Origin of the sequence: Pseudomonas sp. PA-1-6B (assembly GCF_021609545.1) — a bacterium.
Classification (GTDB): Bacteria; Pseudomonadota; Gammaproteobacteria; order Pseudomonadales; family Pseudomonadaceae; genus Aquipseudomonas; species Aquipseudomonas fluorescens_BV.
The window spans coordinates 78,613-93,526 of sequence record NZ_WJZM01000018.1 but is presented as its reverse complement, the minus strand read 5'-3'; the positions used below and the strand labels follow the sequence as shown (position 1 = coordinate 93,526).

Genomic DNA, 14,914 nt, shown 5'->3' with positions numbered 1-14,914 from the left:
CTGGCGTGGTATTCGGTACCAGGTTCTCGAAGTTACCGCCCGTTGCGCCCGTGATGGTGGTGCTGACGGTAGAGCCATTGTTGTAAACGTCGTTGGCCGGCGTATCGACCACAACGGTACCCGTCGACTCACCGGCCTTGATGGTGATCACCGAGCCATTGCTCAAGGTGACGTTCACCGGGGTCTGCGCTGGATTGGTCAGGGTGGCGGTGTAGGTGATCTGACCGCCTTCAGTCACGGTCGAACCAGCGGTCAGGGTGACCGTGGTGGTGTCGATCGAATCGGTAATGGTGGTAACCGCTGGCGTGGTATTCGGTACCAGGTTCTCGAAGTTACCGCCCGTTGCGCCCGTGATCGTGGTGCTGACCGTCGAACTATTGTTGTAGACGTCGTTGACCGGTGTATCGACCACAACGGTACCCGTCGATTCGCCCGCCTTGATGGTGATCACCGAGCCATTGCTCAAGGTGATGTTCACCGGGGTCTGCGCTGGATTGGTCAGGGTGGCGGTGTAGGTGATCTGGCCGCCTTCGGTCACGGTCGAACCAGCGGTCAGGGTGACCGCGGTGGTGTCGATCGAATCGGTAATGGTGGTAACCGCTGGCGTGGTATTCGGTACCAGGTTCTCGAAGTTACCGCCCGTTGCGCCCGTGATGGTGGTGCTGACGGTAGAGCCATTGTTGTAAACGTCGTTGGCCGGCGTATCGACCACAACGGTACCCGTCGATTCGCCCGCCTTGATGGTGATCACCGAGCCATTGCTCAAGGTGACGTTCACCGGGGTCTGCGCCGGGTTGGTCAAGGTGGCGGTGTAGTTGATCTGGCCGCCTTCGGTCACGGTCGAACCAGCCGTTAGAGTGACCGTGGTGGTGTCGATGGTGTCGGTGATCTGCGTCACGGCCGGGTTAGGGTCGATGGTCAATACCAGGTTGCCGCCACCGGTGGTGCCCGTAACGCCCACGCTGATCTGGCTCGGGTCGTTGTACGGGGTGTCGTTGGGCGCCAGGGGTACGTTGACCGTACCGGTCAGTTGGCCTGACGGGATAGTAATCACCGCGCCATTGGACAAGGTAACGGTAAGGTCGCTGCTGGATGGCCGCGTCACGGTCGCGGTGTAGGTCAGCACACCACCGGCTTCGGTGATGGTGGGGGTTGCGCTCAGGGACAGGGTCGAAGGCTGCAGCACCAGGTTGCCCTCGTCAGCGGAGCCTGGGGCACCGGTCAGCGCGTTGAGAGCCGAAGTGCCCTGACCAAGCGTACCGGTTGGGAAGCCGATGGTCGGATCGACACGGCCGGCGGTCGCATCCAGCACCACGAAGCTGTGGCCACCCCCGGCTGCGCCGTTACCGGCAGCGTTTGCGCCGGCGGCGGTGGCTTCCAGGTCGGTGGTCGGGTCGGCGCCAGCGACGATGGCTTGTTGCAGCTCGGCAACCGATGGCGCGGCTTGCTCGCTGGCAGCGGCGAGGTCGAGGCTGGAGTCCGGCAGGTCGGCGCTCCACTGAGTGTCACGGCCCAGGTCCAGAATGCGACCGTCGGCCAGCTCCAGGCTCACGGCGCCCGACATACCGGTGTCGATCTGGTCGCCCGCGAACAAGCGATCACCTTCAACGAGGACGCGGCGAGCACCTTCCGGAGAAATTACGAAAACTTGACCAACAATGCTTTTGACGGTGGCAACAACACTGCTCATTAAAATTTTCTCCGGCGATCCGTTTCGACAAATCCATTTCGCAGCACGCTATTAGCGCTGCCAATCTGGGGGCGTAGTCTATAAATGCATTGACGTCAAATAATTGGCTAGATTTTTTAGCTATCTAGTTTGTGCCAAACTATTGACCTTATGGTCGCCATCCTAAACAATCGCCCTAGTAATGTCACATTGATATTTATGCGGCGAACCGTCCTACATGTGTGAAGCAGTTCCGCTTTTTGAACTTTCCGACGTACGGTCATTACGGTAGCCATTATCCGACGCAGCGGTGCTAATCGCTGTGATTTAAGACAAGAAGTCTTGGGGAAATTTTAAATGCGTCTGCACCTGTTCAAGGCAATACCGTTCGCTCTCGCCGCCAGTTTCGTACAAGCCCAGACACTGCCCCAAGCCATGCAACAGGCGTTGGATGTTCACCCGGAAATCCAGGCGGGTGTTAACAGCCGCATCGCCGCCGATTACCAATTGCGCGCGGCACAAGGTGGCTATCTGCCGCGTGTCGACCTGAACGCCGGTTACGGCCGTCAAGGAACCGACAACGCCACTACCCGCGCCAATAACCCCAGCGGCAATCACTGGGACACGCTCAACCGCGGTGAATCCAGCCTGCGCCTGCAGCAAATGATTTTTGACGGTTTCGCCACCTCCAGCGAAGTCGGGCGTCAACAAGCCAACGTTAATTCCCGTGCCTACTCCTTGCTCGGTACTTCCGAACGCACGGCGCTGACCGTTGCCCAGGTTTACCTGGAAGTGCTGACCCGTCGAGAGTTCGTGCGCCTGGCCGAAGACAACCTGCGCAACCACGAACGCATCTACGACCAGATCAAGTTGCGCACCGAGCGCGGCGTCGGCAACGGTGCCGACCAGGACCAGGCTGAAGCCCGCCTAGCCCAGGCCCGTAACAACTTGATCACCGAGCAAACCAACCTGGCGGATGCGCAGGTCAATTACCTCAGCGCCGTCGGCCAGATGCCAGACCAGCTAGAGCGCCCGGCCCCGTTCATGGCCATGCTGCCGGCAGACCTGAATGAAGCCCGTCGCCAGATGCTCGACAACAGCCCGATCCTGCGTTCGGCCGAGTCGGATATCTCCGCCGCCGAGAAGCAGTACGAAGCCGCCAAGTCCACCTTCTACCCGCGATTTGACGCTGAGCTGGGCACCAACGCCGACAACAACGTCTCCGGTGATCCCAACCACAGCAACGGTTGGGAAGCCATGGTGCGCATGCGCTTCAACCTGTTCGCCGGTGGCAGCAACAAGGCCGACCTGCAATCGAAGTCCTACCAGGCCAACCAGGCGCTGGACATTCGCAACAACGCCTTGCGCCAGCTCAATGAAGAGCTAGGCTTGGCTTGGAACGCCCTGAACAACGCTAACGCGCAATTGCCGGTCGCCCAGCAGTACGTGGATCACAGCACCCGCGTACGCACGTCTTACCAGCAACAGTTCAGCCTTGGTCAACGTACCCTGTTGGATTTACTCGACAGCGAAAATGAATTGTTCACCGCTTCCCGTCGCCTGGAAGAAATCAAGAACATTCAGTTATTTACTCAGTACCGAATCAAGGCGACCATGGGCGAATTGCTCAAGAGCCAGGGAGTGGTTGCACCAATGGCCTCCGTCGTGCAGAACGACGTGAAACCTAAAGTCCAACTGCCTGGGATGAATTGAGCCACCCCAATAGCCCCATCTGTTAGTCGAGAGTGCCCCGCGTGGAACCTGAAGTCAGTCGAGTTCATCTCAGTCATGATCCACGCGCACTGCACGACGACCCGTTACTCGACGGGTTGTTGGCGCTCTGCGCCCTGCATCAAAAACCGGCCAGTGCGGCCATGCTCACCACCGGCCTGCCGCTGCCTTCGCAACGCTTGAGTGCCGAACTGCTGCCGCGTGCCGCTGCGCGGGCCGGGTTGCAAGGCCGGCTGCTGCAACGCAAGTTGGAACAGATCCCGACCATTGCACTGCCGGCGCTGCTGTTGCTCAAGGACGGCCGCAGTACCGTGCTGGTGGGCTGGGAGGGCGAAGATGAAGCGCGGATCCTGCTCAGCGAAAGCGACGGCGGTGAAGTGCTGATCAAGCGCGAAGCACTGGCCGACGACTACATCGGCAAAGTCTTCTTTGCACAGCCGCAGCACAAGTTCGACGTCAACCACGGCAGCCTGATTCCGCGGGCGCGCTCGTGGTTCCGTGACACCCTCATGCGTTCACGCTGGCTCTACACCGACGCCATCGCCGCCAGCTTCCTGATCAACATCATCGCCATGGCCGCGCCGCTGTTCGTGATGAACGTGTACGACCGCGTCGTGCCGAACCAGGCCACCGCCACCCTGTGGGTGCTGGCCGTGGGCATCTGCGGTGCCTACCTATTCGACCTGATCCTCAAAAGCCTGCGCAGCCTGTGCCTGGACCTGGCCGGTAAAAAGACCGACCTGATCATCTCGGCTACGCTGTTCGAGCGCATCGTCGGCATGTCCATGAAGTACCGCCCGGCGCGGGTCGGCAGCTTCGCGCAGAACATTCATGAGTTTCAAAGCCTGCGCGATTTTCTCGCGTCGCTGACCCTCACAAGCCTGATCGATCTGCCGTTCACGCTGCTGATCTTTATGGTGATCGCCATCCTCGGTGGGCACCTAGTGTGGATCCCGGTGCTGGCGTTCCCGCTGGCCCTGGGCATCGGCTACGCCTTGCAGAAGCCCCTGGTCGCGACCATGGAGCGCACCATGGCGCTGGCCGCCGAGCGCCAGTCGAGCCTGATCGAAACCCTTGCCGGGCTCGATGCGGTCAAGGTCAACAATGCCGAGAGCGAGCGTCAGTACGGCTGGGAACAGACCATCGGTACCCTGAGCCGGCTTGAGCTGCGGGTGAAGTTGCTGTCGGGCCTGTCGATGAACATGACCCTGCTGATCCAGCAACTGGCTGGCGTGATCATGATCGTGTTCGGCGTGTACCAGATCATCGACGGCAACCTCAGTATGGGCGGCCTGATTGCCTGCTACATGCTCAGTGGCCGCGCCTTGAGCCCGTTGGCCTCGCTGTCGGGCCTGCTGACGCGCTACCAGCAAGCCAAGGTCACCATGACCTCGGTGGACCAGATGATGGAGCTGCCCCAGGAGCGCAACTTCGAAGAGCGCCCCATGAGCCGGCGCACCCTGCAAGGCGCCATCGAGTGCCGGGGCCTGAACTTCACTTACCCGAACCAGCAGAACCTGGCGCTGAAAAACATCAACCTGGTGATCAAACCAGGGGAAAAAATCGGCATCATCGGCCGCAGCGGTTCGGGCAAAAGCTCCCTGGCCAAGCTGATCGTTGGCCTTTACCAACCCGACTCCGGCTCCTTGCTGGTGGACGGCGTGGACGTGCGCCAGATCGACGTGAGCGAACTGCGCCACAACATCGGCTATGTCGCCCAAGACATTCAATTGCTGGCCGGCACCCTGCGCGACAACCTGGTCAGCGGTGCGCGCTACGTCGAGGATGAAATGGTCCTGCAAGCCGCCGAACTGGCTGGCGTGCACGAATTTGCCCGCCTGCATCCCCAAGGCTACGAGCTGCAAGTCGGCGAGCGTGGGCAGAACCTGTCCGGCGGCCAGCGCCAGAACGTTGCCCTGGCCCGTGCGCTGCTGCTCAACCCGCCCATGCTGCTGCTGGACGAACCCACCAGCGCCATGGACAACACCGGTGAAGAACGCTTGAAGCAACGCCTGCAAGCCGTGGTGCAAAACAAGACCGTGGTGCTGGTCACGCACCGAGCCTCACTGCTCTCCCTGGTCGACCGCCTGCTGGTGGTCGACCGTGGGCAGATTCTCGCGGACGGCCCGAAAGCCGTGGTCATGGAAGCGTTGAAGAAGGGGCAGATCAGTGTTGCTTAACTCCATCAAGAGTGCGGTCGGCCGCTACTTCAAAGGCTCCGATTCGCTGCAGGGCCAGCCGCTGCCCGAGGTCAACAAGGCGCTGATCGAAGATGCGCCACGGGTCATCCGCCTGACCATCTGGGCAATCATCGCGTTCTTTATATTCCTGGTGGTGTGGGCTGGTTTCTCCCAGATCGACGAAGTGACCCGTGGCGACGGCAAGGCGATTCCGTCGTCCAAATTGCAGAAAATCCAGAACCTGGAAGGCGGTATCGTCGCCGAGCTGTACGTCAAGGAAGGCCAGATCGTAGAGGCCGGCGCGCCGTTGATTCGTCTCGACGACACGCGGTTTGTCTCCAATGCCGGGGAAACCGAAGCCCTGCGCCTGGCCATGCAGCTGCGCGTCGAGCGTTTGAGCGCCCAGGTGGATGACCGCCCGCTGAACATCCCCGACGATGTGCTCAAGGCCGCACCGAGCCAGGCTGCCAATGAGCGCTCCTTGTATGAAAGCCGCCGCCAGCAGTTGAAAGACGAAGTCGGCGGCTTGCAGGAGCAACTCGTACAGCGCCAACAGGAACTGCGCGAGTTCACCTCCAAGCAGGGCCAATACCGCAGCCAGTTGTCCCTGCAACGCCAGGAAATCAACATGTCCGAGCCGCTGGTGGCTCAGGGCGCGGTGTCGCCGGTAGAAGTGCTGCGCCTCAAGCGCGCCGAAATGGAAACCCGCGGGCAGTTGGACGCCACCACCCTGGCGATCCCGCGTGCTGAATCGGCGATCAAGGAAGTGCAACGCAAAATCGATGAAACCCGCGGCAAATTCCGCAGCGAAGCCCTGACCCAACTCAACGAAGCCCGTACTGAACTGAACAAGGCCGAGTCCACCGGCCGCGCGTTGGAAGACCGGGTCAGCCGCACCCTGGTCACTTCGCCAGTGCGTGGGATCGTCAAGCAGTTGCTGGTCAACACCGTTGGCGGTGTGATCCAGCCGGGCAGCGACATGGTCGAAATCGTGCCGCTGGACGACACCCTGCTGGTAGAAGCCAAGATCCGTCCGCAAGACATCGCCTTCCTGCACCCAGGGCAAGAAGCGGTGGTCAAGTTCACCGCTTACGACTACACGGTCTACGGTGGCCTGAAGGCCAAGCTCGAACGCATCGGCGCCGACACCATCACTGATGAAGACAAAAAAACCACCTACTACATGATTACTCTGCGCACCGACCGCAGCCACTTGGGCACCGATGAGAAGCCGTTGCTGATCATCCCCGGCATGGTTGCTTCGGTGGATATCATCACCGGCAAGAAAAGCATTCTCAGCTACTTGCTCAAGCCGATCATCAAGGCGCGGGCCGAGGCGTTGCACGAGCGTTGATTTTCAGCGCCTGTACCGACCTCATCGCAGGCAAGCCAGCTCCCACATTTGAATGTGTTCACCAATCAAAATGTGGGAGGGGGCTTGCCCCCGATGCGGCCGCCAGCATCACGCTACAGCTCAAACCAAACGCCATATCCATATGCGCTAACGGTATTTAAGCTTCCATCCTTATGCCTATAAATTCACTCCCCTGTCTGCCGGGAATGAATCAAATGTCTGCCACCACCGTCCTCCAAACCTTCGACATCCGGCCTTTCCCTGGCAGCGTCGGCGCCGAGATCATCGGCCTGGACTTATCCCGCCCAGTCAACGACCAGGACTTCGCCCGCATCCATCGCGCACACCTGGACCACCACGTTATCGTGTTCCGCGACCAACGCATCACCCCCGAACAACAGATCGCCTTCAGCCGCCGTTTCGGCGTGTTGCAGATCCATGTGCTCAAGCAGTTCCTGTTGGCCAACCATCCCGAGATCCTGATCGTTTCCAACATCATCGAGAACGGCCAATCCATCGGCCTGGGGGATGCAGGCAAGTTCTGGCATTCGGACCTGTCGTACAAAGAACTGCCCAGCCTGGGTTCGATGCTGCATGCCCAGGAACTGCCATCTGAAGGCGGCGACACTCTGTTCGCCGATATGCACAAAGCCTGGGAGCAGCTGCCAAGCCACCTGCGCAACGCCATCGAAGGCCGCAGCGCCGCGCATTCCTACACGGCGCGCTACAGCGAGAACAAATTCGAAGGCAACTGGCGCCCAACCCTCACTCCGGAACAGCTCGCCCAGGTTGCCGAAGTGGTGCACCCCGTTTTGCGTACCCACCCGGAAAACGGCCGTAAGGCGCTGTTCGTCAGCGAGGGCTTCACCACCCGTATCGTCGGCTTGCCCGATGACGAAAGCCGTGACCTGCTGGCCCAGCTCTACGCCCACAGCGTGCTGCCGGAAAATATCTACCGTCATCAGTGGCAGCCCCACGACCTGGTGTTCTGGGACAACCGCTCGCTGATCCACCTGGCCGCCGGGTGCCCAAGCCACCTGCGGCGCAAATTGTTCCGCACCACCATTCAGGGGGACGCGCCTTTCTAACCCGATAAAGCCTGCTAGGATTGCGCCCAGTTCACTCCCAACGGACCACGAGTGCTTGGCATGCAACTACCGGACATGAACCTGCTGGTCGCCCTCGACGCGTTGCTCGACGAGGGCAGTGTGGTGGGCGCGGCGCGGCGGATGAACCTCAGCCCGGCCGCCATGAGCCGCACCCTCACGCGTATCCGTGAAGCGGTCGGAGACCCGATCCTGGTGCGTGCCGGCCGTGGCCTGGTGCCGACGCCCAAGGCGCTCGAGCTGCAAGGCCAGGTGCGCAATGTGGTGGAGCAGGCCGCGTTGCTGTTCCGTTCGGCGGACCAAGTCGATCTGAGCACCTTGCGCCGCCGCTTCAGCGTGCGCGCCAATGACTTTTTCATCGGCGTGTATGGCGGGCGACTGTTCGACACTATGGAGCGCGTGGCGCCGCTGTGCGAGCTGCGCTTTGTGCCCGAAGGCGACACTGACGATGAAGCCCTGCGCGAGGGGCGGTTGGACTTGCGGGTGAGCAACACCATGCCTGCCAGCCCGGAAGTGAAGGTGCAAAACCTGTTCTCCACCACCTTTGTCGGCCTGGCACGCCAGGACCACCCGCTGTTCGATGAAGAAATCACGGCGGCACGCTTTGCCAGCTATTCCCACATCAGCATCTCCCGGCGCGGCATCGCCCGTGGGCCCATCGATACCGCGTTGAATGCTCAAGGCCTGGAGCGCCGTGTGGCCATGATCGCCCCCGGCTTTCACGGTGCGATGTTCATGCTGCCCGATTCCGACCTGCTGCTGCCGGTACCCAAGGAAGCCCTCCTGAGCGCCAAGCGTCTGAACCTGCCACTGCGCGCGTTCGCCTTGCCGATTTCACTGCCCACCCTGGTCCTGGCCCAATCCTGGCACCCACGCTTCGACAAAGACCCGGCGCACAAATGGCTGCGCGAAACCATGCGCGAAAGCTGTCATGCCACCTGGCTAGAAGCCCAGCCGGTATAAAGCGAACGCGGATAAATGTGGGAGCTGGCTTGCCTGCGAAGGCGGCATGTCAGTCACTGAATCTCTTACTGAACTGGCGCTATCGCAGGCAAGCCAGCTCCCACAGGGTTCAGTGTTGATGTTCAAAGTTGCGTCCGACGCACTTATAACCTGCCAACAAGTAACTTTTTGTCATGAGAGTGCCTGATTAAACTGCTCGGGTATTTTTCATTCCGAGTTACCTGTTCATGACGTCCCTCGCTGCCCCCGCTATCCAGGCCGCAGCCAAACCTACGGCCCCGAGCCCACCCGTGTTCGGCCCGCGCATCATCATCGGCTTGCTCGGCGTGTTGCTGGCGGTGCTGGTCTCCGGTCTCAACGAGATGGTCACCAAGGTCGCTCTCGCCGATATTCGTGGTGCGCTGTACATCGGCTTTGACGAAGGCACGTGGTTGGTCGCCGCCTACACCGCCACCTCCGTGGCAGCCATGGCCTTCGCGCCGTGGTGTTCGGTGACGTTTTCCCTGCGTCGCTTCACCCTGTGCGCTATCGGTTTGTTCACCGTGCTGGGCATCCTTTGCCCGTTTGCGCCGAACTACGAAAGCCTGCTGCTGCTGCGTACCGTGCAAGGCCTGGCCGGTGGCGCGCTGCCGCCGATGCTGATGACCGTGGCGCTGCGTTTTTTGCCGGCCAACGTCAAGTTGTACGGGTTGGCCGGTTACGCACTGACCGCCACCTTCGGGCCCAGCCTGGGCACGCCGCTGGCGGCGTTGTGGACCGAATACGTCGGCTGGCAGTGGGCGTTCTGGCAGATCGTCGCGCCGTGCCTGCTGGCCATGGCGGCCGTGGCCTACGGCTTGCCACAAGATCCGCTGCGCCTGGAGCGCTTCAAGCAGTTCAACTGGCGTGGTTTGCTATTGGGCTTCCCGGCGATTTGCATGCTGGTGATCGGCCTGTTGCAGGGCAATCGCCTGGACTGGTTCGAATCGGGCCTGATTACCTTCCTGCTGTGTGGCGGCACATTGTTGCTGGTGCTGTTCATGCTCAACGAATGGTCACAACCGCTGCCCTTCTTCAACCTGCAGATGCTCGGCCTGCGCAACCTGGCCTTCGCCCTGATCGTGCTGGCCGGCGTGCTGATGGTGCTGACCTCGGTGATCATCATTCCGTCGAGTTTCCTCGCCCAGGTCCAGGGCTACCGGCCGCTGCAAACTGCGCCGGTGATGCTGCTGATGGCGCTGCCACAGTTGATTGCGCTGCCGCTGGTGGCGGCGCTGTGCAACCTGCGCTGGGTCGATTGCCGCTGGGTGCTGGGCGTTGGCCTGAGCATGTTGGTGCTGTGCTGCATCGGCAGTTCTCACCTGACTTCGGCGTGGATTCGTGACGACTTTTACGGCTGGTACCTGCTGCAGATTTTCGGTCAGCCGATGGCCGTGTTGCCTCTGCTGATGCTGTCCACCGGCAGTATCCAACCCATCGAAGGGCCGTTTGCCTCGGCCTGGTTCAACACCGTCAAGGGCCTGGCCGCTGTGATCGCCACTGCGGTGCTGGATACATTGACCACCCAGCGCGGGCATTTCCATTCAACCATGTTGGTGGACCGCCTGGGCAATTCGCCCCTGGCCGACGCTGACGCGCCGGGCCTCGCCCACCGCTTGCACGAGCAGACGGTGGTGCTGACCTCTTCGGATCTTTACGTCGTCATGGCCGGTGTCGCGGTGGCGTTGATCCTGCTGATTTTCTGGATGCCCACGCGGATCTATCCGCCTCGCGCTCCGGCCTGACCACAAGGACTTTCCATGAAACGCAAAGACAAAATTGCCGTCTCCGTTATTGCTGTATTTGCTGTCGGCGTGTTGTTTTACCTGGTTGCGCCGGGCGTACTGGGCAGCAAGCACCAGACCACCAACGACGCCTTTGTCGCCGCCGACTTCACTCTGGTGGCGCCGCGGGTGGCAGGCTTCATCAAGGAAGTGCTGGTAGAGGACAACCAGCGCGTCAAGGCTGGCCAACTGTTGGCGCTGATCGACGACCGCGATTTTCGCGCCGCCGCCCAGGCCGCCGATGCCGACACCCTGGTCGCCCAGGCCCAGCTGAAAAACGCCAGCGCGACCCTGGAGCGCCAAAGCTCGGTGATCGCTCAGGCCCAAGCCACCGTGGCAGCAGATCGCGCCGAAGTGGCGTTTGCCGAGCATGAACTGAATCGCTACAACCACCTCGCTGGCGTCGGTGCGGGCACCGTGCAGAACGCCCAGCAAGCCAAGACGCGCATCGACCAGGCTACCGCGCGCCTGGCCAAATCCACCGCCGTGCTAGCCGCCGAACGCAAGCAGGTGGAAATCCTCACCGCCCAGCGCGACGCCGCCGAAGGTGGGCTCAAACGCGCCCAGGCAGCGCTGGAAATGGCCAGTTATCAGTTGTCTTACACGCGCATTGTCGCACCGGTGGATGGCATGGTCGGTGAGCGTGCGGTACGGGTCGGCGCCTATGTGACACCGGGCAGCAAGATCCTCGCGGTGGTGCCACTGGCCGAAGCCTATGTGGTGGCCAATTTCCAAGAGACGCAACTGTCGCATATGCACGCGGGGCAAGCGGTGCAAGTCAGCGTCGACAGCCTTGACGGCGAACTGCTCAAAGGGCATCTGGAAAGCCTGGCGCCTGCCACCGGAGTGACCTTCGCCTCGGTCAAGCCCGACAACGCCACCGGCAACTTCACCAAGGTGGTGCAGCGTATTCCGGTGAAGATCGTCCTCGAACCGAACCAGCCACTGACCGAGCGTTTGCGCGTCGGCATGTCGGTGGAAGCCAGCGTCGATACGCGGCCGGTCGCGCAACAGCGTGAGGTGGCCCAGCAATGAAACATGTTGCCTGGCTCACCTTGAGCCTGATCAGCCTGAGTGCCTGCACGGTCGGTCCCGACTTCCAGCGGCCCGAGAGCCCGCAGATCAATCAATGGAGCGAGCCCCAGGGCCGCCAGGCCGCCAGCCGCGCCACCAGCGACCCTTTGCAGGAGCGCTGGTGGGATGTGTTCCACGATGCACAGCTCTCGGCCCTTACGCGTCGCGCCCTCAGCGATAACCTCGACCTGAAACTGGCCAGCAGCCGCCTGCAACAAAGCCGTGCTATCCGCCAGGTGACCACGGCCGAGCGCTACCCCAACGTTGATGTCGGCGGCGCTTACCAGCGCAAGCGCAACAGCGGCAAAGGCTTGAATGATCCTTCCGGCGAGAACGGCCGCTCGGCCTTCAACCAATGGGACGTGGGCTTTTCGGCCGCCTGGGAGCTGGACTTCTGGGGCCGGGTCAAGCGTGAAACCGAGGCCGCCGACGCCACGCTGGAAGTCGCCGAAAACGACCGTCGCGCCGTGTTGTTGTCGGTACTGGCCGAGACCGCCCAGGACTACATCCAACTGCGCGGCGTACAAAATACCCGCGCCGTGACCGAGCAAAACCTCGACGTCGCTCGCCACAGCCTCAAGCTCTCGCAACTGCGTCTGGCCGACGGCGTCGCGACCGATTTGGACGTGGCCGAAGCCGCCGCCCAGGTCGCGGCTATTGAAGCGCGCCTGCCGGATCTGCAGCAGCGTCAGGACCAGTTGATCAACGCCCTGAGCCTGCTGATGGGCGAGCCACCCCAGGCGCTGTACGCGCAGCTGTCCAAAGACGCTCCCGTGCCGCAAACCCAGCGCCAGGTGGCGATCGGCCTACCATCGGAACTCGCCGAACGCCGGCCCGACATCCGCCAGGCCGAAGCGCGCCTGCACGCAGCCACGGCCAGCATCGGCGTGGCCAAGGGCGACTTTTACCCACGTATCACCCTGTCTGGCAGCCTGGGTTCCCAAGCCATGCAACTCTCGGATTTCGGCTCCTGGGGTTCCCGTGCCTTTGCCTTCGGCCCGCAATTGAGCCTGCCGCTGTTCAACGGCGGGCGCCTGCAAGGCATGGTGGATTTACGCGAAGCCCAGCAACAGGAAGCGGCGCTGGCCTACCAGCAAACCGTGCTGCGTGCCTGGCATGAAATCGACGACCAACTGACCCGCTACAACGCCAGCCAACTGCGCCGCGACAGCCTCGCGGAAGCTGTGCGCCAGAACCAAATTGCGCTGACCACCGCCCAACACCAGTACGTCGAAGGCGTGGCGGATTTCGTCAACGTACTCACCGTGCAGAGTGCGTTGTTGGCGACTCAGGAGCAGTGGGTAGAGAGCTCCACCGGCGTGTCATTGGCTATGGTCGGCTTGTACAAGGCGCTGGGAGGCGGGTGGGAGTCGGTGTATCCGTTGCAAGTCGCTCAGTAATGAGGGTGCGCTTTGTTGCAGCCCGAGATTCTTGATCCTAAGTGAGGTCTGCTGCAAACCGGGTACACACATTGGAAAGCATGCGTACCTCGGCACCGCTACAGCCTGCCGCTTCGAAAAAGCCGGAGGCTTCTCGCACGACGGCATACATATCCGTGACGATGGACATTGCTTCATCCGCCCCCAACCCAAAGCGTTCAGGCGTACTCAGCAAATTGCTGACAGACGATACCCGGCCTTCATTGCCGATGATGAGCGCCTGCAAGCCTAGTTGGGTAGGGTGGGGCAACACGTCAAAGACTGGCGCAAGGGAATAGCCCGAGGTGCTGGTCAGCAGCAGCCCGGTTTGTTTCAGGTGATCGTCGCTATTGCCGATGAGCACATTGAAAGCCATGCGCTTGTAAAGCTCACGCATATCCAACGTTGCATCATCGCTGACCTTCTTCAAAACGTCGGCGATTCTGGAATATGAAACGGCACCGTCAGCCGCATCAATCCGCATTCTCGGCTTCTCAGTGCTTACCAACGAGTTGCAGCTGACATAGTGCTCGCGGCCAGCGCCTTCATGTCGGTCAAAACGCTCGACCATCAAGACCGGTTTGCCGGCGACCTCTACCAATTTGTGCCCGGCTGCGGGTAGACCTGCAGCATCCGCCATTTGAAGGCTGGCGAATTCCGCCCGTGGCTGGTCGAACACATCGTCGCTACGGCCGAGTTTAGCAATCCATTCCTTGCCTTCATGAGTCACGGTGACCTTCGGCCTGGCGCCGCCCATGGAACTCCCAAACTCGAATAACCGTGCGATTTCCGCAGGCAGGTCGACGTCACCCTTCTCGACTCGATCAAGGCCCACCATGATTTTCTCAAGGTCTTCAAATTGCGGGGGTTGGTGCAGGGTTGGCAGGTGACTTCGTGACGCACTGAACAGCAGGCAACCCACTCCTGCTCCCCGCGAGGCAAGCAGCCATTCAACTTCGTTTTGTGGATGCTGTTTGTGGGTCGCCAGCAGAACACGCCGGCCCCAATTGTCGGGCGTTGCGTCGTCGAGCACACCAAACATGCGCGTCGAGGAATACTGGTTAGGGGTCAGTGGCAAACTCAGCGGGTCAATCGCAAATGCGTCGGGCCGCGCGAGCCAACTGTTGGCGTAGCGAAAAACGAATCCATTCCCATGCATGGCCACCTCGCCAACAGGGACCGGGTCACCGACTAAGTGAGCTGAAAAAACAAAGGCATTACCAATCGGCTTCCAGGACATCGGGTTCTCCTTCAGTGCGAATTCGCTCAGGCTCTCGGGCGAGGCTCATGGTAATACCAACCTGGTCAAGTTCTGGTGACGCAATGCTCGCCATACCTTCTTCCAAGTCCATCGCGCTCAGCACATTCATCAGCACGCCGAGGGATACGCCGGCCTCGCCCTGCCTCAGCCGCTGATACGTCTGCCGCGTAATGCCCGCGCGGCTGCATATGGTGGAGATTTTCAACCGGCGACGAATGCGGGCTATTTCGATACCGTTCCCGATACCTCTCATTACCTCAGCGCTTCTCTCTGAGATGTACCCTTTGTGCGGGTAGGGCTTCGCTGTTTCTTGCATGATATATCACTCTTTAAAGCAATAAAGGTAACTTATATCA

The 14,914-nt window shown here is 61.1% G+C and carries 11 protein-coding genes; 8 read left to right on the top strand and 3 right to left on the bottom strand.

The window, feature by feature from the left end:
- On the bottom strand, positions 1 to 1,690 hold a 1,690-nt coding region (locus GIV35_RS11475), incomplete at its 3' end, for a retention module-containing protein (RefSeq protein WP_236304637.1).
- Positions 1,691 to 2,026: 336 nt separating this feature from the next.
- Here GIV35_RS11475 and GIV35_RS11470 point away from each other — a divergent pair.
- The 8 genes from GIV35_RS11470 to GIV35_RS11435 all read left to right on the top strand — a co-directional run bounded on the left by GIV35_RS11470 (position 2,027) and on the right by GIV35_RS11435 (position 13,279).
- Positions 2,027 to 3,382, top strand: a complete 1,356-nt coding sequence (locus GIV35_RS11470; protein WP_198716339.1) for a TolC family outer membrane protein — start codon at positions 2,027 to 2,029, stop codon at positions 3,380 to 3,382.
- Positions 3,383 to 3,423: 41 nt separating this feature from the next.
- Positions 3,424 to 5,580: a type I secretion system permease/ATPase gene (locus tag GIV35_RS11465; RefSeq protein ID WP_202690896.1), complete on the top strand. Its 2,157-nt coding sequence runs from the start codon at positions 3,424 to 3,426 to the stop codon at positions 5,578 to 5,580.
- Positions 5,570 to 6,934 carry an HlyD family type I secretion periplasmic adaptor subunit gene (locus GIV35_RS11460; protein WP_105225326.1) on the top strand — a complete coding sequence of 455 codons (1,365 nt, stop codon included), beginning with the start codon at positions 5,570 to 5,572 and terminating at the stop codon, positions 6,932 to 6,934. Before GIV35_RS11465 ends, GIV35_RS11460 begins: the two co-directional genes overlap by 11 nt.
- 215 nt (positions 6,935 to 7,149) lie before the next feature.
- The gene (locus tag GIV35_RS11455; RefSeq protein WP_223023340.1) at positions 7,150 to 8,022 is read left to right on the top strand and encodes a TauD/TfdA dioxygenase family protein; all 873 of its coding nucleotides are present in this window, start codon (positions 7,150 to 7,152) and stop codon (positions 8,020 to 8,022) included.
- A gap of 60 nt (positions 8,023 to 8,082) precedes the next feature.
- Positions 8,083 to 9,003 (top strand): LysR family transcriptional regulator, encoded by a 921-nt coding sequence (locus GIV35_RS11450; protein WP_105225328.1) that lies wholly within the window; start codon positions 8,083 to 8,085, stop codon positions 9,001 to 9,003.
- 227 nt (positions 9,004 to 9,230) lie between these two features.
- Positions 9,231 to 10,766, top strand: coding sequence for an MFS transporter (locus tag GIV35_RS11445; protein ID WP_236265191.1), 1,536 nt, complete (start codon positions 9,231 to 9,233; stop codon positions 10,764 to 10,766).
- Between the two features lie 15 nt (positions 10,767 to 10,781).
- Positions 10,782 to 11,840, top strand: a complete 1,059-nt coding sequence (locus GIV35_RS11440; protein WP_105225330.1) for an HlyD family secretion protein — start codon at positions 10,782 to 10,784, stop codon at positions 11,838 to 11,840.
- On the top strand, positions 11,837 to 13,279 hold the full coding sequence (locus tag GIV35_RS11435; RefSeq protein ID WP_236265189.1) for an efflux transporter outer membrane subunit: 1,443 nt from the start codon (positions 11,837 to 11,839) through the stop codon (positions 13,277 to 13,279). Before GIV35_RS11440 ends, GIV35_RS11435 begins: the two co-directional genes overlap by 4 nt.
- A 37-nt stretch (positions 13,280 to 13,316) precedes the next feature.
- On the opposite strand, the gene GIV35_RS11430 is transcribed toward GIV35_RS11435, so the two are convergent.
- Together GIV35_RS11430 and GIV35_RS11425 are read right to left on the bottom strand one after the other, a co-directional pair.
- On the bottom strand, positions 13,317 to 14,537 hold the full coding sequence (locus GIV35_RS11430; RefSeq protein WP_236265188.1) for a type II toxin-antitoxin system HipA family toxin: 1,221 nt from the start codon (positions 14,535 to 14,537) through the stop codon (positions 13,317 to 13,319).
- On the bottom strand, positions 14,515 to 14,874 hold the full coding sequence (locus GIV35_RS11425; RefSeq protein WP_105225332.1) for a helix-turn-helix domain-containing protein: 360 nt from the start codon (positions 14,872 to 14,874) through the stop codon (positions 14,515 to 14,517). The genes GIV35_RS11430 and GIV35_RS11425 overlap by 23 nt, the downstream gene beginning before the upstream one ends.
- Between the last annotated feature and the right edge of the window lie 40 nt (positions 14,875 to 14,914).

Excerpts from the sequence above, each read along its gene's own strand:
- GIV35_RS11470 (WP_198716339.1), top strand. The coding sequence starts at position 2,027 with ATGCGTCTGCACCTGTTCAAGGCAATACCGTTCGCTCTCGCCGCCAGT.
- GIV35_RS11455 (WP_223023340.1), top strand. The coding sequence starts at position 7,150 with ATGTCTGCCACCACCGTCCTCCAAACCTTCGACATCCGGCCTTTCCCT.
- GIV35_RS11450 (WP_105225328.1), top strand. The coding sequence starts at position 8,083 with ATGCAACTACCGGACATGAACCTGCTGGTCGCCCTCGACGCGTTGCTC.
- GIV35_RS11445 (WP_236265191.1), top strand. The coding sequence starts at position 9,231 with ATGACGTCCCTCGCTGCCCCCGCTATCCAGGCCGCAGCCAAACCTACG.
- GIV35_RS11440 (WP_105225330.1), top strand. The coding sequence starts at position 10,782 with ATGAAACGCAAAGACAAAATTGCCGTCTCCGTTATTGCTGTATTTGCT.
- GIV35_RS11435 (WP_236265189.1), top strand. The coding sequence starts at position 11,837 with ATGAAACATGTTGCCTGGCTCACCTTGAGCCTGATCAGCCTGAGTGCC.
- GIV35_RS11430 (WP_236265188.1), bottom strand. The coding sequence starts at position 14,537 with ATGTCCTGGAAGCCGATTGGTAATGCCTTTGTTTTTTCAGCTCACTTA.
- GIV35_RS11425 (WP_105225332.1), bottom strand. The coding sequence starts at position 14,874 with ATGCAAGAAACAGCGAAGCCCTACCCGCACAAAGGGTACATCTCAGAG.